This window comes from Aminobacter sp. 01T433 (genome assembly GCF_056398585.1).
On record NZ_JBFTPR010000010.1, the window covers coordinates 40656 to 67645 of the forward strand.

At 62.1% G+C, this 26990-nt stretch carries 23 protein-coding genes; 14 read left to right on the top strand and 9 right to left on the bottom strand.

What is annotated here, in order from left to right:
* Positions 1 to 72: 72 nt before the first annotated feature.
* On the bottom strand, positions 73 to 1485 hold the full coding sequence (locus AC1DLV_RS18195; protein WP_476801301.1) for a helix-turn-helix domain-containing protein: 1413 nt from the start codon (positions 1483 to 1485) through the stop codon (positions 73 to 75).
* Positions 1486 to 1651: 166 nt separating this feature from the next.
* On the opposite strand from AC1DLV_RS18195, the gene AC1DLV_RS18200 reads away from it, so the two are divergent.
* The 4 genes from AC1DLV_RS18200 (at position 1652) to scpA (ending at position 7986) form a co-directional block, all read left to right on the top strand.
* The gene (locus tag AC1DLV_RS18200) at positions 1652 to 2233 is read left to right on the top strand and encodes a biotin transporter BioY (RefSeq protein WP_476801302.1); all 582 of its coding nucleotides are present in this window, start codon (positions 1652 to 1654) and stop codon (positions 2231 to 2233) included.
* Positions 2233 to 3765, top strand: coding sequence for an acyl-CoA carboxylase subunit beta (locus AC1DLV_RS18205; protein ID WP_476801303.1), 1533 nt, complete (start codon positions 2233 to 2235; stop codon positions 3763 to 3765). The genes AC1DLV_RS18200 and AC1DLV_RS18205 overlap by 1 nt, the downstream gene beginning before the upstream one ends.
* 11 nt (positions 3766 to 3776) lie before the next feature.
* Positions 3777 to 5780 (top strand): acetyl-CoA carboxylase biotin carboxylase subunit, encoded by a 2004-nt coding sequence (locus AC1DLV_RS18210; protein ID WP_476801304.1) that lies wholly within the window; start codon positions 3777 to 3779, stop codon positions 5778 to 5780.
* A 64-nt stretch (positions 5781 to 5844) separates the two neighbouring features.
* Complete coding sequence (scpA, locus tag AC1DLV_RS18215) at positions 5845 to 7986, top strand: methylmalonyl-CoA mutase (protein ID WP_476801305.1); 2142 nt, start codon at positions 5845 to 5847, stop codon at positions 7984 to 7986.
* 68 nt (positions 7987 to 8054) lie between these two features.
* Here the strand turns inward: scpA and AC1DLV_RS18220 are convergent, their stop codons facing one another.
* From AC1DLV_RS18220 to hemN, 3 genes are all read right to left on the bottom strand, one after another.
* The gene (locus AC1DLV_RS18220; protein ID WP_476801442.1) at positions 8055 to 8951 is read right to left on the bottom strand and encodes a UTP--glucose-1-phosphate uridylyltransferase; all 897 of its coding nucleotides are present in this window, start codon (positions 8949 to 8951) and stop codon (positions 8055 to 8057) included.
* 163 nt (positions 8952 to 9114) lie between these two features.
* The gene (locus tag AC1DLV_RS18225) at positions 9115 to 10446 is read right to left on the bottom strand and encodes a UDP-glucose dehydrogenase family protein (protein ID WP_476801306.1); all 1332 of its coding nucleotides are present in this window, start codon (positions 10444 to 10446) and stop codon (positions 9115 to 9117) included.
* 86 nt (positions 10447 to 10532) lie between these two features.
* Positions 10533 to 11882 (bottom strand): oxygen-independent coproporphyrinogen III oxidase, encoded by a 1350-nt coding sequence (gene hemN, locus AC1DLV_RS18230; protein WP_476801307.1) that lies wholly within the window; start codon positions 11880 to 11882, stop codon positions 10533 to 10535.
* A gap of 149 nt (positions 11883 to 12031) precedes the next feature.
* Between hemN and AC1DLV_RS18235 the strand changes: the two genes are divergently transcribed.
* Positions 12032 to 12757, top strand: a complete 726-nt coding sequence (locus AC1DLV_RS18235; protein WP_476801308.1) for a Crp/Fnr family transcriptional regulator — start codon at positions 12032 to 12034, stop codon at positions 12755 to 12757.
* 6 nt (positions 12758 to 12763) lie between these two features.
* Here AC1DLV_RS18235 and AC1DLV_RS18240 read toward each other — a convergent pair whose 3' ends face one another.
* Positions 12764 to 13243 (bottom strand): hemerythrin domain-containing protein, encoded by a 480-nt coding sequence (locus AC1DLV_RS18240; protein ID WP_476801309.1) that lies wholly within the window; start codon positions 13241 to 13243, stop codon positions 12764 to 12766.
* A 153-nt stretch (positions 13244 to 13396) separates the two neighbouring features.
* On the opposite strand from AC1DLV_RS18240, the gene ccoN reads away from it, so the two are divergent.
* From ccoN to holA, 9 genes are all read left to right on the top strand, one after another.
* Complete coding sequence (ccoN, locus tag AC1DLV_RS18245; RefSeq protein ID WP_476801310.1) at positions 13397 to 15013, top strand: cytochrome-c oxidase, cbb3-type subunit I; 1617 nt, start codon at positions 13397 to 13399, stop codon at positions 15011 to 15013.
* A 10-nt stretch (positions 15014 to 15023) separates the two neighbouring features.
* Positions 15024 to 15755, top strand: coding sequence for a cytochrome-c oxidase, cbb3-type subunit II (ccoO, locus tag AC1DLV_RS18250; protein ID WP_476801311.1), 732 nt, complete (start codon positions 15024 to 15026; stop codon positions 15753 to 15755).
* Positions 15756 to 15765: 10 nt separating this feature from the next.
* A complete protein-coding gene (locus AC1DLV_RS18255; RefSeq protein WP_476782226.1) occupies positions 15766 to 15915 on the top strand; it encodes a cbb3-type cytochrome oxidase subunit 3 in 150 nt (49 codons plus the stop codon).
* Between the two features lie 3 nt (positions 15916 to 15918).
* Complete coding sequence (ccoP, locus tag AC1DLV_RS18260; RefSeq protein WP_476801312.1) at positions 15919 to 16782, top strand: cytochrome-c oxidase, cbb3-type subunit III; 864 nt, start codon at positions 15919 to 15921, stop codon at positions 16780 to 16782.
* 165 nt (positions 16783 to 16947) lie between these two features.
* Entirely contained in the window at positions 16948 to 18510 is a 1563-nt protein-coding gene (gene ccoG / locus AC1DLV_RS18265) for a cytochrome c oxidase accessory protein CcoG (protein WP_476801313.1), read from the top strand.
* Entirely contained in the window at positions 18507 to 19004 is a 498-nt protein-coding gene (locus tag AC1DLV_RS18270; RefSeq protein WP_476801314.1) for a FixH family protein, read from the top strand. Before ccoG ends, AC1DLV_RS18270 begins: the two co-directional genes overlap by 4 nt.
* On the top strand, positions 19001 to 21274 hold the full coding sequence (locus tag AC1DLV_RS18275; protein WP_476801315.1) for a cation-translocating P-type ATPase: 2274 nt from the start codon (positions 19001 to 19003) through the stop codon (positions 21272 to 21274). Before AC1DLV_RS18270 ends, AC1DLV_RS18275 begins: the two co-directional genes overlap by 4 nt.
* On the top strand, positions 21271 to 21411 hold the full coding sequence (gene ccoS / locus AC1DLV_RS18280; RefSeq protein WP_476782221.1) for a cbb3-type cytochrome oxidase assembly protein CcoS: 141 nt from the start codon (positions 21271 to 21273) through the stop codon (positions 21409 to 21411). The genes AC1DLV_RS18275 and ccoS overlap by 4 nt, the downstream gene beginning before the upstream one ends.
* A gap of 52 nt (positions 21412 to 21463) precedes the next feature.
* Positions 21464 to 22513 (top strand): DNA polymerase III subunit delta, encoded by a 1050-nt coding sequence (gene holA / locus AC1DLV_RS18285; protein WP_476801316.1) that lies wholly within the window; start codon positions 21464 to 21466, stop codon positions 22511 to 22513.
* 62 nt (positions 22514 to 22575) lie between these two features.
* Here the strand turns inward: holA and AC1DLV_RS18290 are convergent, their stop codons facing one another.
* The 4 genes from AC1DLV_RS18290 to mnmG are packed head-to-tail and all read right to left on the bottom strand — an operon-like array spanning position 22576 to position 26833.
* Complete coding sequence (locus tag AC1DLV_RS18290) at positions 22576 to 23457, bottom strand: ParB/RepB/Spo0J family partition protein (RefSeq protein WP_476801317.1); 882 nt, start codon at positions 23455 to 23457, stop codon at positions 22576 to 22578.
* A gap of 33 nt (positions 23458 to 23490) precedes the next feature.
* The gene (locus AC1DLV_RS18295; RefSeq protein WP_476801318.1) at positions 23491 to 24288 is read right to left on the bottom strand and encodes a ParA family protein; all 798 of its coding nucleotides are present in this window, start codon (positions 24286 to 24288) and stop codon (positions 23491 to 23493) included.
* A 41-nt stretch (positions 24289 to 24329) separates the two neighbouring features.
* A complete protein-coding gene (rsmG, locus tag AC1DLV_RS18300; protein WP_476801319.1) occupies positions 24330 to 24962 on the bottom strand; it encodes a 16S rRNA (guanine(527)-N(7))-methyltransferase RsmG in 633 nt (210 codons plus the stop codon).
* A complete protein-coding gene (gene mnmG, locus AC1DLV_RS18305) occupies positions 24959 to 26833 on the bottom strand; it encodes a tRNA uridine-5-carboxymethylaminomethyl(34) synthesis enzyme MnmG (RefSeq protein WP_476836205.1) in 1875 nt (624 codons plus the stop codon). The genes rsmG and mnmG overlap by 4 nt, the downstream gene beginning before the upstream one ends.
* Between the last annotated feature and the right edge of the window lie 157 nt (positions 26834 to 26990).

The following is a 26990-nucleotide window of genomic DNA, read 5'->3' on the forward strand; positions in this document are numbered from 1 at the left end:
ACCGCTGACGTCCCCCTCTCCCCGTCCTTACGGGGAGAGGGTAAGGGTGAGGGGCAGCATCCAGCGGCGCGGTTAGCCGATCCGGTAAGGCAGCGGGTGGCGCACGTCCTTGTCGATCACCAGCTTGCGCTTGAGTGGCGGCACGGCGCGCTGCTGGCAATTGGTGCGCTCGCAGATACGACATGAAATGCCGATCGGATCGAAGGCGGTCTTGCTGCCCAGCTCCAACCCGTCCGCATAAACGAAGTCCCGGGCGTAGGCGACTTCGCAGCCAAGTGCGATGGCGTAACGGCGATGCGGCGCGTTGAAGCCGCCGCCGCCTTTGGAAATCTCCGTGGCGATGCAGAGATAGCGCGCGCCATCAGGCGTCTCGGCGAGCTGGCGGATGATGCGGCCCGGCGTCTCGAACGCCTGGTGCACGTTCCACAGCGGGCAGGCTGCGCCAAAGCGGGCGAACTGCAGCTTGGCGGCACTATGGCGCTTGGTGATGTTGCCGGCACGGTCGATGCGAGCGAAAAAGATCGGCACGCCCTTGTGCCCCGGCCGCTGCAAGGTGCTGAGACGGTGCGCCACCTGTTCGATGCTGGCACCGAAATGCGCGGCAAGCAGCTCCAGATCGTGGCGCAGCTCGCCGGCGGCCTTCATGAAGACTTGATAGGGCAAGGTCAGGGCGCCGGCGAAATAGTTGCGCAGGCCCATCTTGCAGATCTCCAGCGCCTCGCTGGTGCGGAAGTCGGCGGTGCGCGCGATCTGCGCAATCTCGGTTTCCATCTCCATCTCGGCGATCTGGAAGGCGATCTGGAAACTGCGGGTGGCGACCGGCGAATAGGTGTTGAGGAACAGCACGCCCGACTTGGGATCGAAGCGCCTGAGTGCGTCATCATTGGCCTCGGCACGGGCGATGCGCACGCCGTGGCGGCTTTCGAGATGCCCGGAAAGCGTCGCGTAGCTGTCGCGCTCGCCGATGCCGAGCTCATTGGCCAGCCGCTCGGCGGCAACATCAAGGCTATGGATGTAGTTGTCGACGAAATGGAAGAAGTCGCGGACTTCCTCATAGGGCGTCGGCTCGGTCAGGCCGATGCTCTTGCCGAGCGTATCGTCGAGGCTGGCAAGCTGCTCGCTGTTGCGGCGATAGGCCTGGTGGGCCGAGATCAGCGCCCGGGCAAAACCCGGCGCGTTCTGCGTCACCAGCTTCAGCTCCTGCAAATTGGGCGCGTAGTTTTCGAACAGCGGATCGCTGAGTGCTTCCGATAGCGCCGACAACAGCCGGTCGCCGTCGCCTTGCGAAATCTCCGTGATGTCGATCTGGAATTTTTCGGCGAGCGCAAGCAGAACCGAGGCGGAAACCGGGCGCTGGTTGTTTTCGATCTGGTTGAGATAGCTTGTCGAGATGCCGATGCGTTCGGCAAAGCTCGCCTGCGTCAGCTTGTTGGCTTCGCGCAGTTCGCGCACCTTGCGGCCGATATAGAGTTTGCGTGACGCCATGTTTGCAAATTCGCAATTTACAGTTCTCGAATTTGTATATTACGCTTTCGCACACTTTCAACTGTTTTCCTGCGCGCGCCATGGGGCTATTGCGCCAACTTCGCTGCTTGCCGCTGACGCGGCGAGAGGCCATTGTTTTTCAAACTCGTAGCGCGGGAGAAAGCTCATGACGCTCTACCAAGCCGTTGCCGACAGGCAAGCCAGCCGGCTCACCACCATGGATGTCGTTGCCGTCGTTGCAGGTTCGCTGCTTCTGTCGCTGTCAGCCAAGCTCCAGGTGCCTTTTTATCCCGTGCCGATGACCATGCAGACGCTTGTGGTGATCGGGCTTGGCCTGGCGCTCGGTCCGGTGCGTGGCGCTGCCGCCGTCGCGCTCTACCTCGCGCAGGGCGCGCTTGGCCTGCCGGTCTTCGCCGGCACGCCGGAAAAAGGCATCGGGCTCGCCTATATGATGGGGCCGACCGGCGGTTATCTCCTCGGCTACCTGCCGGCAGCGCTGCTCGCCGGATGGCTGGCCGAGCGCGGCTGGGACCGCAATGTGTTTTCGGCCATGGCGGCTGCCTTGCTCGCGGGTGCTGTCATCTACGTGCCTGGCCTGCTCTGGCTCGGTTCGGTCGTAGGCTTCGACAAGCCCATCCTGGCCTTCGGCCTTTATCCTTTCATCCCGGGCGACATCGCCAAGGCGCTGCTCGCAGCCCTCGCCTTCCCCGCCGCCTGGAAGTGGCTTTCCGCAAAGGGCATGAACTGATGCGCGCCGTTCTCGAACAGCTTGAAGCCCGCCGCGCCGAGGCGCGCCTCGGTGGCGGCCAGAAGCGCATCGACGCCCAGCATGCCAAGGGCAAGCTGACGGCGCGCGAGCGCATCGACGTCCTGCTCGACGAAGGTTCCTTCGAAGAGTTCGACATGTATGTCACCCACCGCACCACCGAATTCGGCATGGCCGAGCAGAAGGTGGCGGGCGACGGCGTCGTCACCGGCTGGGGCACCATCAATGGCCGCCTCGTCTATGTCTTCTCCCAGGACTTCACCGTGCTCGGCGGCTCGCTGTCGGAAACGCACGCCCAAAAGATCTGCAAGATCATGGACATGGCAGTGCGCAACGGCGCCCCTGTCATCGGCCTCAACGATTCTGGCGGCGCCCGCATCCAAGAAGGCGTTGCCTCGCTCGCCGGCTATGCCGATGTGTTCAAGCGCAATGTCGACGCCTCGGGCGTGGTGCCGCAGATCTCCGTCATCATGGGCCCCTGCGCTGGTGGTGCAGTCTATTCGCCAGCCATGACCGACTTCATCTTCATGGTGCGTGACTCATCCTACATGTTCGTCACCGGTCCCGACGTGGTGAAAACAGTCACCAACGAGATCGTCACCGCCGAGGAATTGGGCGGTGCGCGCACCCACACCTCGAAGTCGTCGGTCGCTGATGGCGCTTACGAAAACGACATCGAAGCGCTGGAGCAGGTTCGCCTGCTGTTCGACTTCCTGCCGCTCAACAACCGCGAAAAGCCCCCTATTCGTCCGTTCCATGACGATCCCGCGCGGCTGGAGAAGCGCCTCGACACACTGATCCCCGACAGCGCGGCCAAGCCCTACGACATGAAGGAGCTGATCCTCGCCATCGCCGACGAAGGCGACTTCTTCGAGATCCAGGAAGCCTTCGCCAAAAACATCATCACCGGCTTCATGCGCATCGAAGGCCAGAGCGTCGGCGTCGTTGCCAACCAGCCGATGGTGCTGGCCGGCTGCCTCGACATCGATTCCTCGCGCAAGGCGGCGCGCTTCGTGCGCTTCTGCGACGCGTTTTCGATCCCGATCCTGACGCTGGTCGACGTGCCGGGCTTCCTGCCGGGCACCGCCCAGGAATATGGCGGCGTCATCAAGCACGGCGCCAAGCTTCTGTTCGCCTATAGCCAAGCGACAGTGCCGATGGTCACGCTGATCACGCGAAAAGCCTATGGCGGCGCCTATGACGTCATGGCGTCCAAGCATATCGGCGCCGACATCAACTACGCCTGGCCGACCGCCGAGATCGCGGTCATGGGCGCCAAGGGCGCGACCGAAATCCTCTACCGTTCGGAGCTTGGCAATCCCGAAAAGATCGCCGCGCGCACCAAGGAATATGAAGAACGTTTCGCCAATCCCTTCGTCGCCGCCGAACGCGGCTTCATCGACGAGGTGATCATGCCGCATTCGTCGCGCCGCCGCATCGCCCGCGCCTTCGCCGCCCTGCGCGGCAAGAAGGTCGAAGCGCCGTGGAAGAAGCACGACACGATTCCGCTGTGAGCAGGACAAAGATGTTCAAGAAAATCCTCATCGCCAATCGTGGCGAGATCGCCTGCCGGGTCATCAAGACGGCCCAGAAGCTTGGTATCGCAACGGTCGCGGTCTATTCCGACGCCGACCGTGAAGCGCTGCATGTGAAGATGGCCGACGAGGCCGTCCATATCGGGCCAGCGCCGTCGAACCAGTCCTACATCGTCATCCAGAAGATCATCGACGCGGTGCGCCAGACCGGAGCGGACGCGGTGCATCCCGGCTACGGCTTCCTGTCGGAGAATTCCAACTTCGCCGAAGCGCTGAAGGCCGAGGGCGTCGCCTTCATCGGACCGCCCCCGGTGGCGATCGAGGCGATGGGCGACAAGATCACGTCCAAGAAGATCGCCGCATCCGCCGGCGTATCGACGGTGCCGGGCCATATGGGCCTGATCGAGGATGCCAATGAGGCGGTGAAGATCGCCAACCAGATCGGCTATCCCGTGATGATCAAGGCCTCCGCCGGCGGCGGCGGCAAGGGCATGCGCATCGCCTGGAACGACGCCGAGGCGCGCGAGGGCTTCCAGTCGTCGAAGAACGAGGCGAAATCGTCCTTCGGCGACGACCGGATCTTCATCGAAAAATTCGTCACCCAGCCGCGCCACATCGAAATCCAGGTACTGGGCGACCAGCACGGCAATCTGCTTTATCTCGGCGAGCGCGAATGCTCGATCCAGCGCCGCAACCAGAAGGTCATCGAAGAGGCACCCTCGCCCTTCCTCGACGCTGAGACCCGCAAGGCGATGGGCGAGCAGGCAGTGGCACTGGGCAAGGCTGTCGGCTATTTCTCGGCCGGCACCGTCGAGTTCATCGTCGACGGCGACCGCAAGTTCTACTTCCTCGAAATGAACACCCGTCTTCAGGTCGAACATCCGGTAACCGAACTGATCACCGGCATCGACCTCGTCGAGGAGATGATCCGCGTTGCCGCCGGCGAAAAGCTGCGTTTCACGCAAGACGACGTCAAGCTGAACGGCTGGGCGATCGAAAGCCGGCTCTATGCCGAGGACCCCTACCGCAATTTCCTGCCGTCGATCGGCCGCCTGACCCGCTACCGCCCGCCGGTGGAAGGCAAGCGCGATGACGGCACCGTTGTCCGCAACGACACCGGCGTGTTCGAGGGCGGCGAAATCTCGATGTATTATGATCCGATGATCGCCAAGCTGTGCAGCTGGGCGCCAGACCGGGCCAGCGCCATCGAGGTCATGGGACGCGCGCTCGACGATTTCGAAGTCGAGGGCATCGGCCACAATTTGCCTTTCCTTTCGGCTGTCATGGACCATCCGCGCTTCCGCTCGGGCCTCATCACCACCGCCTTCATCGCCGAGGAATATCCCGACGGCTTCGCGGGCGTTACGCCTTCTGAAGCCGACGCCAAGAAGCTCGCCGGCGTGGCCGCCCTCATCAACCTGTCGATGCAGCGGCGCGGCGCCCAGATTTCCGGCGCGCTCGCCAACCACCAGCGCCCGGTCGGCGCCGACTGGGTGGTGACCCTTGGCGGCTTCACCCTGCCGCTGCAAGTCAAGGACGGTGCCGACGGCACGGTTGTCGCCTTCGACGATGGCACATCGCTTGCTGTTTCGAGCGACTGGCTGCCTGGACACCTGCATGCCAACTTCGCCGTTGGCGGCAGCTCGATCGGCGTCAAGACCTCGCGTTCCGGCACCGGCTGGCGCCTGCGCTGGCGCGGCATGGACGTGGTGGCGCATGTGCGCAGCCCGCGTGTCGCCGAACTGGCCAGGCTGATGCCGGTCAAGCTGCCGCCTGACACCTCGAAGATGTTGCTGTGCCCGATGCCCGGTGTGGTCACCACCATCCTGGTCAAGCAGGGCGACGAGGTCGAGGCAGGCCAGTCGCTGGCAACCGTCGAGGCGATGAAGATGGAAAACGTGCTGCGCGCCGAGCGCAAGGGCACGGTCAAGCGCGTGGCCGCGACAGCGGGCGAGAGCCTTGCCGTCGACGAGCTGATCATGGAATTCGAATGATGGAAGTCCGGGCTCTTTCACCCTCCCCCTTGTGGGGAGGAAGCCGGCGCCTGAGGAGACCACAATGACCGACAAACCATCGATTGAATCGTGGAAAAAACTCGCCGAGCGCGAGATCAAGGCGTCGCCCGACACGCTTGTGTGGAACACGCCCGAAGGCATCGACGTCAAGCCGCTCTACACGGCCGACGATCTGACCGGCATCGACAATCTCGATTCCATGCCCGGCTTCGCGCCATTCCTGCGTGGCCCGCGCGCCACCATGTATACCGGCCGCCCCTGGACCATCCGGCAATATGCCGGCTTCTCGACGGCGGAAGCTTCCAACAACTTCTACCGCAAGGCGCTCGCCGCCGGCCAGCAAGGCGTGTCGGTGGCCTTCGACCTCGCCACCCATCGCGGTTATGATAGCGACCATCCGCGCGTCGAAGGCGATGTCGGCAAGGCCGGCGTTGCGATCGACTCGGTCGAGGACATGAAGATCCTGTTCGACGGCATTCCGCTCGAAAAGGTCTCGGTTTCGATGACGATGAACGGGGCCGTGATCCCGATCCTTGCCAGTTTCATCGTCGCCGGCGAGGAGCAGGGTGTTTCACGTGAAAAGCTCTCGGGGACCATCCAGAACGACATTCTCAAGGAGTTCATGGTCCGCAACACCTACATCTACCCGCCCGAACCATCGATGCGCATCATCGCCGACATCATCGAGTTCACGGCGAGCGAGATGCCGAAATTCAATTCGATTTCGATCTCCGGCTACCACATGCAGGAAGCCGGCTCGACGCTGGTGCAGGAGTTGGCCTTCACGCTTGCCGACGGGCGCGAATATGTCCGCGCGGCGCTGAACAAGGGCCTCAACGTCGACGACTTCGCCGGCCGGCTGTCGTTCTTCTTCGCCATCGGCATGAACTTCTTCATGGAGGCCGCAAAGCTGCGTGCCGCGCGGCTGCTGTGGTCGCGCATCATGACCGAGTTCGAGCCCAAGAAGGCATCGTCGCTGATGCTGCGCACCCACTGCCAGACCTCGGGCGTGTCGCTGCAGGAGCAGGATCCCTACAACAACATCGTGCGCACCGCCTTCGAGGCGATGTCGGCGGCACTGGGGGGCACCCAGTCGCTGCACACCAACTCCTTCGACGAGGCGATTGCCTTGCCGACCGAATTTTCGGCGCGCATCGCCCGCAACACCCAGCTGATTCTTCAGCACGAGACGGGTGTGACCAAGGTCGTCGATCCGCTCGCCGGCTCCTACTATGTCGAGAGCCTGACCAACGACCTCGCCGAAAAGGCCTGGGCACTGATCGAGGAGGTCGAAGCCATGGGCGGCATGACCAAGGCGGTCGCCACGGGCTTGCCCAAGCGCATGATCGAGGAGGCTGCGACCCGCCGACAGGCCGCCGTCGACAAGGGCGAAGAGGTCATCGTCGGCGTCAACAAATACCGGCTCGAGCAGGAAGACCATCTCGATATCCTCGAGATCGACAATTCCGCCGTGCGCCTGTCGCAGATCGAGCGCATCGAGCGCACGCGGCGCCAGCGCGATCCCAGCCGCGTCGAGGCAGCACTGGCAGCACTGGAGAAAGTGGCCCGCAGCGGCGAAGGCAACATGCTGGCCGCAGCCGTCGAGGCGTCACGATCACGCGCCACGGTTGGCGAGATTTCCGACGCCATGCGCCGCGCCTTCGGCGACCATGCCGCCGTGCCCGAGGTGGTCGAAAACGTCTATGGCAAGGCCTATGACAACGAGCCGGAATTCCAGACGCTGGTATCGCGTCTCGACCAGTTTTCAGCGACGCTCGGCGAAAAGCCGCGCATCATGGTGGCCAAGCTCGGCCAGGACGGCCACGACCGCGGCGCCAAGATCATCGCTTCTGCCTTCGGCGACATCGGCTTCAAGGTCATCGCTGGACCGCTGTTCCAGACCCCAAGCGAGGCTGCGGACACCGCCATCGCGGCCAAGGTCCATGTCATCGGCATGTCGTCACTGGCCGCCGGCCACAAGACGCTGGCGCCGCAGCTGGTCGCAGCACTTAAGGCCAAGGGCGCTGAGGACATCATCGTGGTGGTCGGCGGCGTCATCCCGCGCCAGGATTACGAGTTCCTGTTCGACCATGGCGTCGCAGCCGTCTTCGGTCCCGGCACCAATGTGCTTGATGCCGCGCGCGCCGTGCTCGACCTGATGGAAGGCAAGCGCCGAAACCAGTAAGCCGGCTCAGAAAACGAAAAAGGCCCGCTTGCCGAGTATCGACAGGCGGGCCTTTTCTTTGCCACCAATCAGGCCGGCATGTTTTCGCGGTCGTGCTCGGCGATCATCTCGCGCAGGGCTTCGAGCACCGAACCCTTGAGATCGTTGCGTTTGAGCGCGAAGGCGACATTGGCCTGGATGAAGCCTTCCTTCGAGCCGCAGTCGAACATCCGGCCGGCAAACGGCCTGGCGAAGAACGCCTGGCTTGCGGCAAGGCGAACCATCGCGTCGGTTAGCTGGATCTCGCCGCCCGCGCCGCGCGCCTGCGTGCCCAGGAGCGTGAAGACTTCCGGCTGCAGGATATAGCGCCCGTTGATGTAGAAATTCGACGGCGCATCGGCAGGCTTGGGCTTTTCGACCATTGCGGTGACTTCGAAGCCAGAGCCGGCAGCAGCGCCCTTGCCGACGATGCCATATTTGTTGGTCTCGTGCGGCGCGCACTGCTCGACGGCGATCACATTGCCGCCGGTTTCGCCGTAAAGCTCCATGATTTCGGCGAGGCAGCCGCGCTTGCCGAACGACACCATGTCGGGCAGCAACAGCGCAAAAGGTTCGTCGCCGATGATATCGCGGGCGCACCAGACGGCGTGGCCGAGGCCGTGCGGCGCCTGCTGGCGGGTGAAGCTGGTGGTACCCGGCACCGGCAGCAGGCTCTCCAACGACCTGAGTTCGTGGACCTTGCCTGCCTGTTCAAGCGTGCCGATGAGTTCGGGATGAAGGTCGAAATAGTCCTCGATGACCGCCTTGTTGCGGCCCGTCACGAAGACGATGTGCTCGATGCCGGCCTCAAGTGCTTCGTCGACTGCATATTGCACCACCGGGCGGTCGACCACCGGCAGCATTTCCTTCGGCATCGACTTGGTTGCCGGCAAAAACCGCGTTCCCAGACCCGCCACCGGAATGACGGCCTTCCTGACTTTCCTGATTGCCACTGTGTTCTCCCCGTTCTTGCATGCTTTTCGGACGTATTCTTACGTGCAGGTAAGAACCGCTGAATGCGGCTATTGTTCCGAACTGATGACAATATTGAGGCAACCGGAACGAGCTGCCTCGGGATACGCAATCAACAAAGATTTCAGTATGTTGCGGTCAGGCGGCCTTCCGCCCGATCGAGATATAGTCGATGCCGTGGCGGGCGAGCACGCGTGGGTCGTAGAGGTTGCGGCCATCGAAGATGACAGGCGTTGAAAGCGCCTGCTTGATCACCTCGAAGGAGGGCGCGCGGAAATTCTTCCACTCGGTGGCGATCAGCAGCGCATCGGCGCCGCGCAGGGCCGCCTCCTTGGTGCCGCACAGCAAAAGATCGTCGCGCTGGCCGTAGATGGTTTGCGCCTCCTGCATCGCTTCGGGATCATAGGCTTGGACCTTGGCCCCGGCGGCCCACAAAGCCTCCATCAGCACGCGTGCGGGTGCCTCGCGCATGTCGTCGGTGTTGGGCTTGAAGGCGAGCCCCCACAAGGCGAAGGTTTTTCCCTTGAGGTCGCCGTTGAAATAGGCCGACAGCTTGTCGAACAGCACCGCCTTTTGGGCATTGTTGCGCTCTTCGACCGACTTCAACAGCGTTGCCTCGAAACCGATGCCGTCGGCGGTGCGGATCAGCGCCCGCACGTCCTTGGGAAAACACGAGCCGCCATAGCCCAGCCCCGGATAGATGAAGTGGTAGCCGATGCGCGGGTCCGAGCCGATGCCCTTGCGCACCTCTTCGATGTCGGCGCCGAGCAGTTCGGCGAGGTTGGCCATCTCGTTCATGAAGCTGATCTTGGTCGCCAGCATGCAGTTGGCGGCATATTTGGTGAACTCGGCCGAGCGCACATCCATCACGATCATCTTTTCGTGGTTGCGGTTGAACGGTGCGTAGAGCTCGCGCATCACCATCTCGGAGTTCTCGTCGCCGGTGCCGACGATGATGCGGTCGGGCTTCATGCAGTCGGCGACCGCCGAGCCTTCTTTGAGGAATTCCGGATTGGAGACCACGTCGAAGGCGAGATCCGCGCGGCCGCGCTGTTTCAGCACCTCGGCGATCTTCTGGCGGACCTTGTCGGCGGTGCCGACCGGCACTGTCGACTTGGTCACGACGATCTTGGGGCCGGCCATCTCGCGGCCGATCGCTTCGGCGACCGAAAGCACATATTTGAGATCAGCCGAGCCGTCCTCGCCCTGCGGCGTGCCGACGGCGATCATCTGGATCTCGCCATGCTTGACGGCGAGCGCCGCATCGGTGGTGAAAACGATCCGGCCCGCAGCATGGTTTTCGCGCACCAAAGCCTCAAGTCCCGGCTCGAAGATCGGGATGAACCCCTGGTTCAGCCGTTCGACCTTGGCAACATCGACATCGACGCAAACCACGTCATGGCCGACCTCGGCCAGCACCGCCGCCTGCACAAGCCCGACATAGCCAATTCCAAATACCGTCAAGTTCATCCGGTCAAATCCTGATACCGACCACCGTCACACAGGGGGTAAATACAGGATTTGCTACGGCGCACCAATCGGAACGTTGGTTCGCCTCATACTGCAATGGAGTGACGCGCCGTACCCTCGCCGAGATAGGAGTCGAAGGCAGCCGCGATCGAACGGACGAAGGGTTTGCCACGTTCGGTGACGACAAAGCGGTTGCCTGCGCGAACAAAGACCCCGTCGCGATCATTGGCGGCAAGCAGCTCGGCTTCCACGATGACGCTGTGCGCGCCATCTCCAAAGAGGCTGAGAAGCTCACAGCGAGAGAACGAGAAATCGCACATCAGCCGCTCGATGACCCAGGCACGCATGCGGTCGGCATTGGAAATTGCAAAGCCACGGACCGTCGCCAAGCCGCCCGCCAGGACGCGGCGTTCATATTCGCCAGTTGCCGGCATGTTCTGGACATAGCCTTGCGGCAGCAAGCCGATCGAGGAAGCGCCCAAGCCGATCAGCGCGTCGGCCTGGTCGGTGGTGTAGCCCTGGAAATTGCGCCGCAAGGTGCCGGAACGCGCGGCGACCGCAAGACTGTCTGAGGGCAGCGCGAAATGATCCATGCCGACGGCTTCGTAACCGGCAGCAAGGATGCGTTGTGATGCCACTTCCGCCTGTTCCAGCCGGGCTGAAGCATCGGGCAGCAGCGCCTCATCAATCATCGTCTGGTGCTTTTTCAGCCACGGCACATGGGCGTAGCCGAACAGCGCGATGCGGTCCGGCTGCAGTGACAGAAGCTTGTCTGTCGTTGCAGCGATACTTTCAAGCGTCTGGTGCGGCAGCCCGTAGAGCATGTCGAGATTGACCGAACGTGCCCCGCGCGCGCGAACCGCGTCGACCACTGCCTTTGTCTGCTCGAAGGTCTGTTCGCGGTTGATCGCCTGCTGCACGCGCTCGTCGAAATCCTGCACGCCAAGGCTGGCCCGTGTCATGCCGATGCTGGCCAGCGCATCGAAACGTGCCTCGTCCATGTCGTTGGGATCCATCTCGACGCTGATCTCGGCATCGGATGCAAATGCAAACTTGTCGCGCAGCCTGCGCCCAAGCGAAAGAATATGCTCAGGCTTGAGCATCGTCGGCGAGCCGCCTCCGAGGTGCAATGCGCTGATATTCAGCTTGCTTCCGCAAAGGGACGCCACTGCATCGATCTCGCCGGCAAGCGCGATCAGGTAGCTGTGGATCGGATCGTATTTCCGCGTCTGCTTGGTGTGGCAGGCGCAGAACCAGCACAGCCGGTCGCAATAGGGAATATGGACATAGAGCGATGCGGAAGCGCCCTTGGGCAGGGCTCGCAACCAGCTGCCATAGGTCGTCGCCGAGATTGCCGCGTTGAAATGCGGTGCTGTCGGATAGCTGGTGTAGCGCGGCACCGGCGCGGCGTATTTTTCGACGAGTGAGCTGTCCATGATCGTCTCCATCAACGACCAAGGATCCGACGGACGCTACGTCAGCGCCTTGACCTGGATCAATAAGTCCCCGGCGGCGGACACAATGACACGTTCCTTTTGCCGCAGGCGGCCCTTAGGTTGGGCAAATCAGACGGTCGGACAACGCGATGACCCTTCGGCAGGACATTCATAATTCGGAGATACCCGTGCTGTGCCGAGCCTGCGAGGCGCGGCACCGCGGCGTTTGCGGTGCGCTGGCACCCGAGCAGCTGATCGAACTCAGCCGCCATTCGACCAAGCGCAAGATCGAGGCGGGCACGGAACTTGTTTCCGATGCCGGCAGCATCGACAGCTATGCCAACATCCTGGCGGGGGTGGTCAAGCTGACCAAGACCCTGCCAGATGGCCGCCAGCAGATCGTCAGCCTGCAGTTCGCACCTGATTTCATCGGCAGGCCGTTCAAGCGGGAAAGCACGATCAGCGCCGAGGCCGCTACCGCCGTCTCGGTCTGCGCCTTCCCCAAGACATCGCTCGACCGGATGATCGAACAGGCGCCGGAACTTGGCCACCGGCTGCACCTTCAGGCGCTCGACGAACTCGACGAGGCGCGCGACTGGATGCTGACGCTCGGGCGCAAGACGGCTGCCGAACGCGTCGCCTCCTTCCTCAATCTCATCGCCCGTCACAGCGATCCTGAGGCCGAGAGCGAAAGCGAGGTCAGTTTCGACCTGCCGCTGACCCGCGCCGACATCGCCGATTTTCTGGGCCTCACCATCGAGACGGTCAGCCGGCAGCTGACCAAGCTGCGCAAGGATGGCCTGATCGCGGTCGAAAACAACCGCCACATCACGGTCTTCGATGTCGCCAAGCTGGAACGCCGCGCCAACGTTTGAACGGCGTCACGCACGCGGCGACAGTTGGGCAAGCACATGGTCGCGCTCGAAGGCGACATGCCGGCGAACCGCGCCAAAAAAGCCGCGCAGCATGAAGCCAAGCGTTTCGGGATTCTGCGCCCGACGGCTGCGGGCAGCGATTCGCAACGCATCGCGCAATTCGGCGGCGTAGCCTTCATCCTCGAAATGCTCGTGCTTCAGCCTGGCGATTGTTTTGCGCGCCTCGGCACTTTGCTCCAGGCTTGCGGCGAAGTGCGGATAGACCTGTTGCTCCTCGAAGCGGTGAACCTTGGCCATCTGCGGCCCGAGCGCCCGCGCCGCCAGCAGGCACTCGCGACGGCTGAGCCCTCCGGGCAATGAGTCGGCAATCGTCTCCAGCCTGTCGCAAAGGGCGAGCTGAGCCGCATGGGCACGCCGCATGATGGCAACAGCGTCTGATATAGCTGCGCGCTCCGAACCGGCCGTCATTTCCTCACGCGCATTCATACTGTTTTGTTTTTCCCTTCGTACACTAAGGCTGTTCTGGCACGCACCGCTTGACCTTGATCCAGATCAAGGCAGTGTGTGTAATTGTCATGGATGTGTGCCGTCTGGCGCCGACGCGAGCTTTCGGCGCTCAGCTACCGTCGGGGATCGCTCATGAAATACGGAATCGAAGTCATCTTGCTGGCATTGGGGGCATTTGTCGCCTTGCTAGGTGTCGCCTTCGCGCACGACAGCGAGTTCGGCGCCCATATGTGGGTGCTGTTTTTTGCGCTGGCCGCAGGCGCCATCCTTTTGATGCGTACCAGCACCTACTCGCCGGTCGATATTCTGGCCGAGGACAAATCGGCCTATATGGACGGACCAGTGCGCTATGGCGTCGTCGCCACTGTGTTCTGGGGCGTCGTAGGCCTCCTCGTCGGCGTGGTCGTCGCCGGCCAGCTTGCCTTCCCCGATCTCAACATCGAGCCATGGTTCAACTTGGGGCGCTTGCGCCCGCTGCACACGTCGGCGGTCATCTTCGCCTTCGGCGGCAACGCGCTGATCGCCACGTCGTTTTATGTGGTCCAGCGGACCTCGCGTGCCCGCCTCTTCGGTGGCGACCTCGCCTGGTACGTGTTCTGGGGCTACCAGCTGTTCATCATCATGGCAGCGACCGGCTATCTGCTCGGCATCACCCAGAGCCGCGAATATGCCGAGCCCGAATGGTATGTCGACATCTTCCTGACCGTCGTCTGGGTCGCCTATCTCATTGTCTTTTTGGGCACGATCCTGAACCGCAAGGAGCCGCATATCTACGTGGCCAACTGGTTCTATCTGGCCTTCATCATCACCATCGCGATGTTGCACGTCGTCAACAACCTCGCGGTGCCGGCGTCTTTCCTCGGATCGAAGAGCTATTCGCTGTTTTCGGGCGTGCAGGATGCGCTGACGCAGTGGTGGTACGGCCATAACGCCGTCGGCTTCTTCCTGACCGCCGGCTTCCTGGGCATGATGTACTACTTCGTGCCCAAGCAGGCCGGACGTCCGGTCTATTCCTACCGTCTGTCGATCATCCACTTCTGGTCGCTGATCTTCCTCTACATCTGGGCTGGCCCGCACCATCTGCACTACACCGCCCTGCCCGACTGGGCGCAGACGCTCGGCATGGTGTTCTCGATCATGCTTTGGATGCCTTCCTGGGGTGGCATGATCAACGGCCTGATGACGTTGTCTGGCGCCTGGGACAAGATCCGCACCGATCCGATCATCCGCATGATGGTCATCGCCATCGCCTTCTACGGCATGTCGACCTTCGAAGGCCCGATGATGTCGATCAAGGCGGTCAACTCGCTCAGCCACTACACCGAGTGGACGATCGGTCACGTCCATTCCGGCGCGCTTGGCTGGAACGGCATGATCACCTTCGGTGCCATCTACTTCCTGGTGCCGCGCCTGTGGGGCCGCGAACGGCTCTACTCGATGCGGATGGTGACCTGGCACTTCTGGCTCGCAACGCTTGGCATCGTCGTCTACGCCGCCGTCATGTGGGTCGCCGGCATCACGCAAGGTTTGATGTGGCGCGAATACAACGAGCAGGGTTTCCTGGTCTATTCCATCGCCGAAACCGTGGCGGCCATGAAGCCCTACTACATCGTCCGCACGATCGGCGGCCTGATGTACCTCGCCGGCGCGCTGGTCATGGCCTGGAACGTCTACATGACGATCCGCGGTCACCTGCGCGAAGAAGAGCCGATGCCCGGCGCAGCCCCAGCCCTCCAGCCTGCGCAGTAAGGAGCCCGATATGGCACTGCTCGAAAAACACAAGATCATCGAGAAGAACGCGACGCTCCTGCTGGTCGGCACGCTTTTGGTGGTCAGCATCGGCGGCATCGTCCAGATCGCGCCGCTCTTTTATCTCGAAAACACCATCGAGAAGGTCGATGGCATGCGTCCCTACTCGCCACTGGAGCTGGCCGGCCGCAACATCTACGTCCGCGAAGGCTGCTATCTCTGCCACAGCCAGATGATCCGGCCGTTCCGTGACGAGGTGGAGCGTTACGGCCACTACTCCCTGGCGGCCGAGTCGATGTACGACCACCCCTTCCAGTGGGGATCCAAGCGCACCGGCCCGGACCTCGCCCGGGTCGGCGACCGCTACTCCAACGAATGGCACGTCCAGCATCTGATCGAGCCGCGCTCTGTGGTGCCGGAATCGATCATGCCGAGCTATGCCTTCCTCAAGGAAACGCCCGTTGTGGTGAAGAACATCAGCTACGACCTGATCGCCAACCGCCGCGTCGGCGTGCCCTACAGCGACGAGATGATCGCCAGCGCCGAGGCCGACATGAAGGCACAGGCTGACCCGAATGCCGACACGTCAGGTCTTCTGGCGCGCTATCCCAAGGCGAAGATCGGCGACTTCGACGGCAACCCGGCAGCACTGACCGAGATGGACGCGCTTGTCGCCTATCTGCAGATGCTCGGCACCTTGGTCGATTTCTCGACCTACGACCCAGCCACCGGCTACCGCTAGGAGATTTGTCATGGACTACAACACCTTGAGACATTTCGCCGACAGCTGGGGGCTGCTGGCGATGACCGTCTTCTTCATCGGCGCGGTTATTTTCGCGCTTCGCCCCGGCAGCCGCGAATCGGCCGAGCAGGCCGCCCAAATTCCGCTCAAGGAGGACTGATCTGTGGGCGACAAGAATATCGACGAACTGTCTGGCGTCGAGACCACCGGACATGAATGGGACGGCATCACCGAGCTCAACAATCCCATGCCGCGCTGGTGGCTGTGGACCTTTTACGCTACAATCGTCTGGGCTGTGGCTTACACCATCGCCTACCCGGCCTGGCCGATGATTCATTCCGTCACCACTGGCGTTCTGGGCTACTCCAGCCGCGCGGATGTCCAGGCCGAACTCACTGCCGCCGAAGACGCCAAGAGCGCCTATGTCGATGCGGTGAAAAGCAAGAGCGTCAGCGAGATCATGGCCGACGAAAACCTGCGCCAGTTCGCGACTTCTGCCGGTTCGGCTGCCTTCAAGGTCAACTGCATCCAGTGCCACGGCTCGGGTGCGCAGGGTTCGCCCGGCTTTCCCAACCTGAATGACGACGAATGGCTGTGGGGCGGCAAGATCGACCAGATCTACCAGACCATTGCGCACGGCGTCCGCTTTGCCGGCGACGAGGAAACACATGTTTCGGAGATGCCGGGCTTTGCCGAAATTCTTGAGCCGCAGCAGATCAACGAGGTTTCGGCCTATGTCGCAAGTCTTGCGGGCAAGGCCGACACCCCGGATCTGGTGCCCGCCGGCGCCAAGGTCTTCGCCGACAATTGTGCCGCCTGCCACGGCGAAAACGCCAAGGGCAACAAGGAATTGGGTGCGCCGGACCTGACCGACGCGATTTTCCTCTATGCCTCCGGGCAAAACGCGATTGCCCAGCAGGTACGCCATCCCAAGCACGGCGTCATGCCAGCCTGGGGTGCGCGTCTGGGCGACGTGAAGGTCAAGGAGCTTGCCATCTTCGTCTATTCGCTGGGTGGCGGCGAATAGCCCGCCATCGCCGACATGCGGTGGACAAAAAGCAAGCAAGGGGGCTCGGCAGAAATGCCGGGCCTCGACGCGTAGAAAACCCAGGGCTTGACCTGGGTCAAAGCCGGTTGACAGCTGGCCAAGCATAAAGAGCAAACCCGGATTTCGGGGGTGCAGGAGATACAGATGCTGGACGAGACGGAAGTCGAGAGGCTCGAAGTAGAAGCGGTCAACTCCGCAAAGACCCGCCAGCCGCTTTACACTGCGCGCAAAAAGGTTTTCCCCAAGCGCGCCTCCGGACGTTTCCGCCAGTTCAAATGGCTGATCATGGCGATCACGCTCGGCATCTACTATCTGACGCCGTGGATCAGGTGGGACCGCGGGCCTTACGCGCCCGACCAGGCGGTTCTGCTCGACATCGCCAACAGGCGTTTCTACTTCTTCGCCATCGAAATCTGGCCCCAGGAATTCTACTACGTCGCCGGCCTGCTGGTCATGGCCGGTATCGGGCTGTTCCTCGTCACCTCGACGGTCGGCCGCGCCTGGTGCGGCTACACCTGCCCGCAGACGGTGTGGGTCGACCTGTTCCTCGTCGTCGAGCGCGGCATTGAGGGCGACCGCAACGCCCGCATCAAGCTCGACGCAGCGCCGATGTCGGCAAACAAGCTCGCCAAGCGCACGGTAAAACACCTGATCTGGCTGTTGATCGCAGTTGCCACCGGTGGCGCCTGGATCTTCTATTTCGCCGACGCACCTACCCTGCTCCGCGATGTCGTCACCGGCCACGCCGAGCCTGTCGCCTACATCACCGTCGCCGTCCTCACCGCCACCACCTATCTCTTCGGCGGGCTGATGCGCGAACAGGTCTGCACCTATATGTGCCCCTGGCCACGCATCCAGGCAGCGATGCTGGACGAAAACTCGCTGACCGTCACCTACAATGACTGGCGTGGCGAGCCGCGCTCGCGCCATGCCAAGAAGGCCGCCGCCGAAGGCCTTGTCGTTGGCGATTGCGTCGACTGCAACGCTTGCGTCGCCGTCTGCCCGATGGGCATCGACATTCGCGATGGCCAGCAGCTCGAATGCATCACCTGCGCGCTCTGCATCGACGCCTGCGACAGCGTCATGGATAAGATCGGCAAGGAACGCGGCCTGATCTCCTACGCCACGCTTGCCGACTATCAGTCGAACATGGCGATCGCCACGGATCCGGTAAGCAAGACCATCGACCCGAAGCGGGTGCGCGACGACAAAGGCAAAGGCAAGCTCAACGCGGCAATTGCTCATTTCCGCCTCGGCCGGATATTCCGCCTGCGAACCTTCATCTATGCCGCCGCCTGGAGCCTGATCGGCGTTGCCCTGCTTTTTGCCCTGCTGAGCCGCGACAGGCTCGAGGTCAACGTGCTGCAGGACCGCAATCCGCAATTCGTCCGCCTGTCGGACGGGTCGATCCGAAACGGCTATACCGTCAAGCTGCTCAACATGGTGCCTGAGCCGCGCAGCTTCGAGCTCAGTATCGAGGGTTTGACCGGTGCCAGCATGAGCGTCGTGGGTATGGACTTGCCCGAGAGCCGTTCCATCATCGTCGAGGCCGAACCCGATAAGCTCAAGACGATCAGGGTCTATGTCCGCCAGCCACGCGAAAACCTGGCGGAGGGGCAAAGCTTCAGATTCAACGTGGTGGACAAGGCAGGTTCCGAAAGAGCCTCTTATGTCGCAAAGTTCAACGTTCCGGAGGCAAGCAGATGAGCTCTCGCGCCATTCAGCCCAAACCATTCACTGGCCGGCACATGCTGGCCATCATGGTCGCGTTCTTCGGCGTCATCATTGCCGTCAATCTGCTCATGGCCACCTTGGCCAATACGAGCTGGACCGGGCTTGTCGTGCAAAACACCTATGTCGCCAGCCAGCAGTTCAACGAGCGCATTGCCGAGTCACGCGCCCAGGCAGCACTTGGTTGGAAAGCCACGCTCAAGATCGCCAATGGCGACATACACTACAGCCTGGTCGATGCTTCCGGCGCGCCCATCGCGGTCGAGGCGGTCACGGTTTCTTTCCGCCGCCCGGCCTATGAGGCGGAGGATTGGCAAGCAACACTCGCCCGCAACGCCGACGGCACCTTCTCCACAACTGCTGCCGTCCGCGACGGCATCTGGATCGTCAACACCGAGGCAAAGCTGAAGGACGGCGCGCCCTATCATGAGGCGCATCGCCTGATCGTTGCCGCTGGAGAGGCAAAATGAGCTGCTGCGCGCCTGACGTCGATGCCGCGATGGGCCTCGCTGCGAGCGCACCCCAAGGCCCGTCCCGCGACGAGCTGGCGCTGTCGAGCCGCACCTTGCCCGGCGGCCTACGCCAGACCGATCTCTCCGTTCCCGGCGTGCACTGCGGCGCTTGCATGACCAACATCGAGTCAGCACTCGGCAAGCTCGACGGCGTCGAGCAGGCGCGGGTGAACCTGTCGACCAAACGCGTTTCCATACGCTGGCGCGAAGATGCGGGCGCACCAGCCATCACCGATGCTCTTGGCAAGCTTGGCTACGAGAGCCATCTGTTCGAGCAAGGTGCCGACGAAAAAGACGAAACCCTCGCCGAACTGATCCGCGGCCTGGGCATCGCCGGTTTCGCTGCCGGCAACATCATGCTGCTTTCGGTGTCGGTATGGTCAGGCGCGCAAGATTCGACGCGTGATCTGTTTCATTGGCTCTCGGCACTGATAGCGCTGCCTGCGCTTGCCTATTCCGGCCGCATTTTCTTCCGCTCGGCATGGGGCGCCTTGCGCAATGGCCGCACCAACATGGACGTCCCGATCTCGATCGGTGTCCTTCTCGCCTATGGCATGAGCCTCTATGAGACGGCCAATCACGGCCCTCACGCCTATTTCGACGCCTCGGCATCGCTGTTGTTTTTCCTGCTCATCGGCCGCACGCTTGACCATGTCATGCGTGAGCGCGCCCGCGTCGCGGTCAAGGGTCTGGCGCGACTTGCCGCCCGTGGCGCGACAGTGCTTCAACCCGACGGCACCAGCGCCTATGTGCCGGTCAGCGACCTCAAGCCGGGCACGCACATCCTGCTTTCGGCCGGCGAACGCGTACCAGTCGACGCCAAGGTGCTCAAGGGCCGCTCCGAGCTCGATTGCGCCATCGTTTCGGGTGAGAGCGAACCCGTTGCCGTAGAGTCAGGCGCCGAACTGCGCGCAGGAACGCTCAACCTGACCGGTCCATTGACCATCGAGGCGACCGCTGCGGCACAGGATTCCTTCCTGGCCGAAATGATGCGCCTGATGGAAGCTGCAGAGAGCGGACGCGGCGGCTATCGCCGCATCGCCGACAAGGCAGCCTCACTTTATGCCCCTGTCGTGCATTTGACCGCATTCCTGGCCTTCATCGGCTGGATGGTAGCTGCCGGCAACTGGCACCAGGCGATCACCATCGCCATCGCAGTCCTCATCATCACCTGCCCCTGCGCACTTGGCCTTGCCGTGCCGATCGTCCAGGTGGCTGCCGCGCGGCGCCTGTTTGAAAACGGCATCATGGTCAAGGACGGCTCCGCCATGGAGCGGCTGGCAGAGATCGACACGGTCGTCTTCGACAAGACCGGAACACTGACGCTGGGCAAGCCCAGGCTGGTCAATATGAACGAGATTCCAGCCGAACTGCGCTCACTTGCCGGTGCCATGGCGCTGCATTCGCGTCATCCGGTCTCGCAGGCGCTCGCCGAAGCGGGCGGCACTGGAGCTACCCGGCAATGGAGCTTCGATAGCATCCAAGAGGTTCCTGGCTTCGGGCTGGAGGCAAAGCTCGGCGAAGACATCTACCGGCTTGGCCGCGCGCCCTGGGCAACTGGAAAAGAAGGCTCCATCGCCGGCACGGTGCTGTCGAAGAATGGTACAGAGATCGCAGAATTCGCCTTTGACGACCGGCCTCGCGCCGGTGCTGCCATGGCGATCGCCGAATTGCGGGACCAAGGCCTGGCTATCGAGATCGTTTCGGGCGATCGCCCAGCCGCGGTGGCTTCCATTGCCGCCGCACTCGGTATCGAACGCTTCTCTGCCGGAGTATTGCCCAGCGGCAAGGTCGAAAGGCTGGCAGCGCTCAAGGCGGAAGGCCGCAAGGTTCTGATGGTCGGCGACGGGCTCAACGACGCGCCCGCACTGGCTGCGGCGCACGTTTCCATGGCGCCGGCGAGTGCTGCAGACATCGGCCGTGCGGCTGCAGACTTCGTCTTCCTGCGCGAAAGCCTCTCGGCCATCCCGCTGACGCTCGCAACCTCCCGGAAAGCGAACCGCCTGATCCGCCAGAACCTTACGCTCGCCGTCGTCTACAACGCGATTGCCGTGCCCATTGCGCTGCTCGGCTATGTCACGCCGCTGGTTGCCGCGTTGGCGATGTCGCTGTCATCGGTTATTGTCATTGCCAACGGGTTGCGGCTCAGCGCGGGAAAAACCAGCGCACCGCAGCCTGCCGCAAACAAGGAGCAAGCCTTCCCCGGCAAGGAGGCTATGGCATCATGAGCAATCTGCTGTTTCTTCTACCCGTAGCACTCTTTCTCGGCGGGCTTGGCCTTGCAGCCTTCCTGTGGTCGCTGCGCAGCGGTCAATATGAAGACATGGACGGTGCTGCTGAGCGCATTCTGGTCGACGACGACTAACGTCGGGACAAAAATGCTGCGGCCTCCCAAGCGCCTGTGCTAACAGAGCGGAATGGCGCAAAAGAAAGCTCACGAGGTCGATTCCTGGCTTGCACGTCCCGCTGCCGAGGCGGTGATCGTGCTCATTTATGGCCCTGACCGCGGCCTCGTTTCCGAGCGCGCGGCAGCCTTTGCCGCCAAGACCGGCCTTCCCCTCGACGATCCGTTTTCCGTGGTGAAACTCGACGCCGCCGATGTCGAACGCGACAGCGGTCGCCTTGTCGACGAAGCGCGCACCGTACCGATGTTTTCGCCGCGCCGCCTGATCTGGGTGCGCAACGCGGCTGCCCAGAAAAACCTCGCCGACGACATCAAGGCGCTGGTGGCCGAGCCGCCACGCGACGCCATCATCCTGATCGAGGCCCAGGACCTCAAGAAGGGCGCGCCCTTGCGCACTGTCGTTGAAGGCGCTTTTGCCGGCATGGCGCTGCCCTGCTATGGCGACGAAGCGCGCGACATCGAAACCGTCATCGACGACGAGCTGCGCGCGTCCGGCCTGACCATGGCGCTCGACGCCCGCAATGCGCTGCGACGCAGCCTCGGCGGAGACCGTCTGGCGACACGCGGAGAAGTTCAAAAACTCACCCTTTATGCCATGGGACGCGGGGAAATCAGCCTCGAAGACGTCAAGGATATGACTGGCGACGTCTCGGCTTTGTCGCTGGACGATGCCATCGACGCAGCACTTGGCGGCAACATCGCCGAGTTCGATGCCGCCTTCACCAAACAGTGCCAGACAGGCAGCCAGGCAGCACAATTGCTGGCCACGGCCACCCGCCACCTGCAGAACATCCATTTGATGCGTGGCGAGATGGAAAACGGCAGCCGCAACGCCGCCGCCATCATAGCAGCGGCCAGGCCGCCGGTGTTTTTTGCGCGGCGCCGCGCGGTCGAACGTACGCTGACAAGCTGGAGTTCGGCCGCCTTGACCCGGGCGCTGACGAGGCTGCAGTCGACGACGCTTCAGACCCGGCGCAGGCCCGACCTGGCTGTTGCACTGGCGCGTCAGGCGATGCTGGGCATTGCGGTCGAAGGCGCACGTCTCGCCAGCGGCAGGCGCTGAAAACAAAAAGAAACGCCGGCTAACGAGCCGGCGCCTTCAAAAACAAGATTCAATAGAATCAATCAGATATGGTCGTTCTTCAGGCGGCGGCAAAGATCGTCGAGCTGCTCGAGCGAACGATAGCTGACGCGCAATTCACCACCCTTTTCCTTGTGCGCGATCGAAATCTTCATGCCGACAACGTCGGTGAGAAGCTTTTCCAGCGCAATCGTATCCGGATCCTTCTCGACCGGACGCGTCGGCTGCTTTTCCACGATCGCATCTGCCGGAAGCTGAGCCAGAGCCTCGGCCTGGCGCACCGACAGGCCCTCTTCAACGATCCGCTTGGCAAGCCCGGCCGGGTCCTGGGCCGTGATCAGGGCACGCGCATGGCCGGCCGACAGTTCGCCATTGATCAGCATGTCGCGAACCACGTCCGGCAGCTTGAGCAGCCGCAGCGTATTGGCGACGTGGCTACGGCTCTTGCCGATGACCTGGCCGAGGTCAGCCTGGGTATAGCTGTGGTCGTCGATCAGCTGCTGGTAGCCCATCGCCTCTTCGATGGCATTGAGATCACTGCGCTGAACGTTTTCGATGATGGCGAGTTCAAGCGCGGTGCGATCATTGACGTCACGCACGATGACAGGGATTTCGTTGACCCCTGCACGCTGGGCCGCGCGCCAGCGGCGCTCGCCTGCGATGATCTCATAGCGGCCGGGTTCGGCGGCGGGCCTGACTACAACCGGCTGCACCAGCCCATGCTCACGGATCGACTGCGCCAGATCGGCCAGTTCGGCTTCGCCAAAATGGCGGCGCGGGTTGCGCGGGTTCGGGCTGACGAACTCGATCGGTACGCGTCCATCGGCCAGTGCGGCCGGCTTTTCCGGCGCAACCGGCTTGTCCATCTCGCCGATTAGGGCGGCGAGTCCTCGCCCAAGGCGTTTTCTGGAAAGGTCTTCGTTCATGTCTTGTCCAGCTTGTTTCGAGTCCGAATCGATTTACGCGGCCCGGAGTTTACGTTCGCGCCTGATGACTTCCGAGGCGAGCTGCAGATAGGCCTGGCTTCCGGAGCACTTCAAATCGTAGAGAATCGCCGGCTTGCCGTAGGACGGTGCTTCCGAGATACGCACATTGCGCGGGATCACCGTATCGTAGACCTTTTCGCCCATATGAGCGCGCACATCTTCGACCACCTGGTTGGCCAAATTGTTGCGGCCATCAAACATCGTCAGCACGATGCCTTGGATGGTTAGGTCCGGATTGATCGACCGGCGCACCTGATCCACCGTCTCAAGCAGTTGGCTCAAGCCCTCGAGTGCGAAGAATTCGCATTGCAACGGCACCAGAACGGAATCGGCCGCGGCCATCGAGTTCAACGTCAAAAGATTGAGTGACGGCGGGCAATCGATCAGCACATAGCTGTAGCCAGCCGCCCGCTCCGACGACGCCCGCAAGGCGTTGCGCAGCTTCAGCACACGATCCGGCGCCGAGGCGATTTCCATTTCAATTCCAAGCAGATCGAGTGTCGACGGGATGATCGACAGGCCAGGTACGGCCGTTTCCATCGCTGCCTGCTCGATCTCCAGTTCGCCGGTCAGCACGTCATAGGACGACACGCTGCGATCCTTGCGATCAATACCAAGACCCGTGCTGGCATTGCCCTGCGGATCGAGGTCGATGATGAGCACGCGCTCGCCAATGGCAGCAAGTGCCGTCGCCAGGTTGATGGCGGTGGTCGTTTTGCCGACGCCGCCTTTCTGGTTGGCGACTGTGATGATTCTAGGTGTGATCTTCATGGCTCGACTGCTGTTTTCCGTCTCGTCACATGGCGCCGCAATCAAATGTGGCGCAGGTTCCGAATCTCGAGGATGACTCCCTGCGCGTCGGTCAGGCTTGGGTGTTCTACCAGATCGAATCCCCACTGATGAGCGCTATCTTCGATTTCCTGGCGGTAATCCCGGCCTTTATGGAAAAGGGCTGTAGTCCCTGCCTGCAGCCAGGGCGCTGACAGCTCCAACAGCAATGGCAGTGGCGCCAAAGCCCGTGCGCTCAAGATCTCAGGCGAACGAACCACACCATGAACATCTTCGATTCGCTTGGCATGAACCCGCGCCGGAAGATGAAGCTCGCCAACAACAGCCTGCAGGAACCCGGCCTTTTTGCGGTTGCTTTCGACCAGATCGATGGACGCGCCTGCCCGCTCAGTGATCATCGATGCGATGATCAGGCCAGGGAACCCGCCACCCGAGCCGATATCGAGCCAGCTCTTGGCTTCACCGCCAAGCCTCACCACCTGGGCACTGTCGAGAATATGACGCTCCCAAGCGTCATCCAAAGTCGATGGCGCCACGAGATTGATGCGCTGCGCCCACTTGCGGAACACAGTTTCGAAGGCGATCAGCTTGTCAAATGTTTCACGTGAAACGGGACCTGCTACTTCTTGCAACCTTGCATAGGCGTCTCGTTTCAAGCTGCGCCCCTGCGTGATTGTGCTTCTGAATTGCGAACATGCGCGAGAATAATCGCCAAAGCTGCCGGCGTCATGCCATCGATACGCTGCGCTTCGGCCAAGGAACGTGGCCTGCGGGTCCGCATCTTCTGGCGCAACTCGTTCGAAAGCCCAGGAACCGACTCAAAATCAAGCGCTTCGGGGATGACCCTCTCCTCTTCCTTGAGCATCAAGGCCGCGTCGGCCTTCTGCCGATCCAGGTACACGGCATATTTCGCTTCAGTTTCAATAGCTTCTGCCGTCTTAGCGTCAATCGAAGCGAGTTCTGGCAAGACCTTAACAAGTTGGATGAGGTCAATATTCGGATACGCCAGCAGGTCATAAAGCGAACGCTTGACGCCATCAAAGTTGACTTCGATGCCATGGCGACGCGCCTCGTTGGGCGACAATTTATGCGATTTGGTCAATGTCCGAGCTGCATCGACGCGCGCAGTCATCTCGTCAAAGCGCTTTTCACGCTCCGTCGATGCGATGCCCAGCGAGATCGCCAGGGGCGTCAGGCGCTCATCGGCGTTGTCCGCGCGCAGCGAAAGGCGGAATTCGGCGCGCGAGGTGAACATGCGGTATGGCTCGCTGATCCCCCTACTCGTCAGATCGTCGACCATGACACCAATATAAGCCTGGCTTCGGCTGAGGATCAGCTGTTCGCTGTCACCAGCGAGACGGGCCGCGTTGATGCCGGCAAGCAGGCCTTGCGCGCCGGCCTCTTCATAACCCGTCGTGCCATTGATCTGCCCCGCGAGAAACAAACCGCGCACGCGCTTGGCTTCAAGCGTCGGCTCCAATTCGCGCGGATCAATGTGATCATATTCGATGGCATAGCCGGGCTGCAGCATGACAGCTCGCTCGAGGCCAGGAATGGATTTCAGGATGTCGAGCTGCACATCCTCCGGTAGCGAAGTCGAAATGCCGTTGGGATAGACAGTGTCGTCGTCGAGGCCTTCCGGTTCGAGGAATATCTGGTGACCCTCGCGATCGCCGAACTTGACGATCTTGTCTTCGATCGACGGGCAATAACGCGGCCCGATGCCTTCGATCGATCCCGAATACATCGCCGAGCGGCCAAGATTCTCGCGAATGATCTGATGCGTTGCAGTTGTCGTGCGCGTGATGCCGCATTCAATCTGCGGATTGGTGATCTTGTCGGTGAGCAGTGAAAAGGGCACCGGATCCTCGTCGGCCGCCTGCGTTTCGAGCGAGGACCAGTCAATCGTGCGCCCATCGAGCCGCGGAGGCGTTCCAGTCTTCAGGCGCCCGAGTCGAAGGCCAGCGCGTTTGAGCGTTTCAGACAGCCCCAACGAAGCCTGTTCATTCATCCGGCCCGCAGGGAATTTGCGCTCACCAATATGAATCAAGCCGCGCAGGAATGTACCAGTGGTCAAGACCACCGCAGCGCAGGAAAGTCGGCGGCCGTCGGCGAGGACGACAGCACTCAGACAGTTACTATCTATAATGAAATCAAAGACTTCCGCCTCAACGACGGTGAGGTTTGGCTGTGCCGCGATGGCTTCCTGCATCGCCAGCCGATAGAGCTTTCGATCGGCTTGAGTGCGCGGACCACGCACCGCCGGGCCTTTGCGGCGATTGAGCAGACGAAACTGGATGCCAGCGGCGTCTGCGACCCGGCCCATGAGCCCATCCAGTGCGTCGATCTCACGGACGAGATGGCCCTTGCCGAGCCCTCCGATCGCCGGATTGCAGGACATCGTGCCTATGGTGTCGCGACGAAGGGTAACGAGCGCTGTCTTGGCGCCAGCTCGTGCCGAGGCAGAAGCCGCCTCACAGCCGGCATGGCCGCCACCGACCACGACGACGTCGTAGCTTTCACTCATGACTGTCTCCAGGAACTTGTGCGGCGACAAATGTCCCGATCACCGCCCCATGTCAAGAGAATCGCTGTGGTGGTGGTTTCACGTGAAACAACCTGGCCGCGCGGCAGGGAGTCAACGGTGGTGTTTCACGTGAATCAAGGCAATCCACTGCCAAGAT

Coding starts and splice junctions, on each gene's coding strand:
- AC1DLV_RS18195 (WP_476801301.1), bottom strand. CDS start 1,485: ATGGCGTCACGCAAACTCTATATCGGCCGCAAGGTGCGCGAACTGCGC.
- AC1DLV_RS18200 (WP_476801302.1), top strand. CDS start 1,652: ATGACGCTCTACCAAGCCGTTGCCGACAGGCAAGCCAGCCGGCTCACC.
- AC1DLV_RS18205 (WP_476801303.1), top strand. CDS start 2,233: ATGCGCGCCGTTCTCGAACAGCTTGAAGCCCGCCGCGCCGAGGCGCGC.
- AC1DLV_RS18210 (WP_476801304.1), top strand. CDS start 3,777: ATGTTCAAGAAAATCCTCATCGCCAATCGTGGCGAGATCGCCTGCCGG.
- scpA (WP_476801305.1), top strand. CDS start 5,845: ATGACCGACAAACCATCGATTGAATCGTGGAAAAAACTCGCCGAGCGC.
- AC1DLV_RS18225 (WP_476801306.1), bottom strand. CDS start 10,446: ATGAACTTGACGGTATTTGGAATTGGCTATGTCGGGCTTGTGCAGGCG.
- hemN (WP_476801307.1), bottom strand. CDS start 11,882: ATGGACAGCTCACTCGTCGAAAAATACGCCGCGCCGGTGCCGCGCTAC.
- AC1DLV_RS18235 (WP_476801308.1), top strand. CDS start 12,032: ATGACCCTTCGGCAGGACATTCATAATTCGGAGATACCCGTGCTGTGC.
- AC1DLV_RS18240 (WP_476801309.1), bottom strand. CDS start 13,243: ATGAATGCGCGTGAGGAAATGACGGCCGGTTCGGAGCGCGCAGCTATA.
- ccoN (WP_476801310.1), top strand. CDS start 13,397: ATGAAATACGGAATCGAAGTCATCTTGCTGGCATTGGGGGCATTTGTC.
- ccoO (WP_476801311.1), top strand. CDS start 15,024: ATGGCACTGCTCGAAAAACACAAGATCATCGAGAAGAACGCGACGCTC.
- AC1DLV_RS18255 (WP_476782226.1), top strand. CDS start 15,766: ATGGACTACAACACCTTGAGACATTTCGCCGACAGCTGGGGGCTGCTG.
- ccoG (WP_476801313.1), top strand. CDS start 16,948: ATGCTGGACGAGACGGAAGTCGAGAGGCTCGAAGTAGAAGCGGTCAAC.
- AC1DLV_RS18270 (WP_476801314.1), top strand. CDS start 18,507: ATGAGCTCTCGCGCCATTCAGCCCAAACCATTCACTGGCCGGCACATG.
- AC1DLV_RS18275 (WP_476801315.1), top strand. CDS start 19,001: ATGAGCTGCTGCGCGCCTGACGTCGATGCCGCGATGGGCCTCGCTGCG.
- ccoS (WP_476782221.1), top strand. CDS start 21,271: ATGAGCAATCTGCTGTTTCTTCTACCCGTAGCACTCTTTCTCGGCGGG.
- holA (WP_476801316.1), top strand. CDS start 21,464: ATGGCGCAAAAGAAAGCTCACGAGGTCGATTCCTGGCTTGCACGTCCC.
- AC1DLV_RS18290 (WP_476801317.1), bottom strand. CDS start 23,457: ATGAACGAAGACCTTTCCAGAAAACGCCTTGGGCGAGGACTCGCCGCC.
- AC1DLV_RS18295 (WP_476801318.1), bottom strand. CDS start 24,288: ATGAAGATCACACCTAGAATCATCACAGTCGCCAACCAGAAAGGCGGC.
- mnmG (WP_476836205.1), bottom strand. CDS start 26,833: ATGAGTGAAAGCTACGACGTCGTCGTGGTCGGTGGCGGCCATGCCGGC.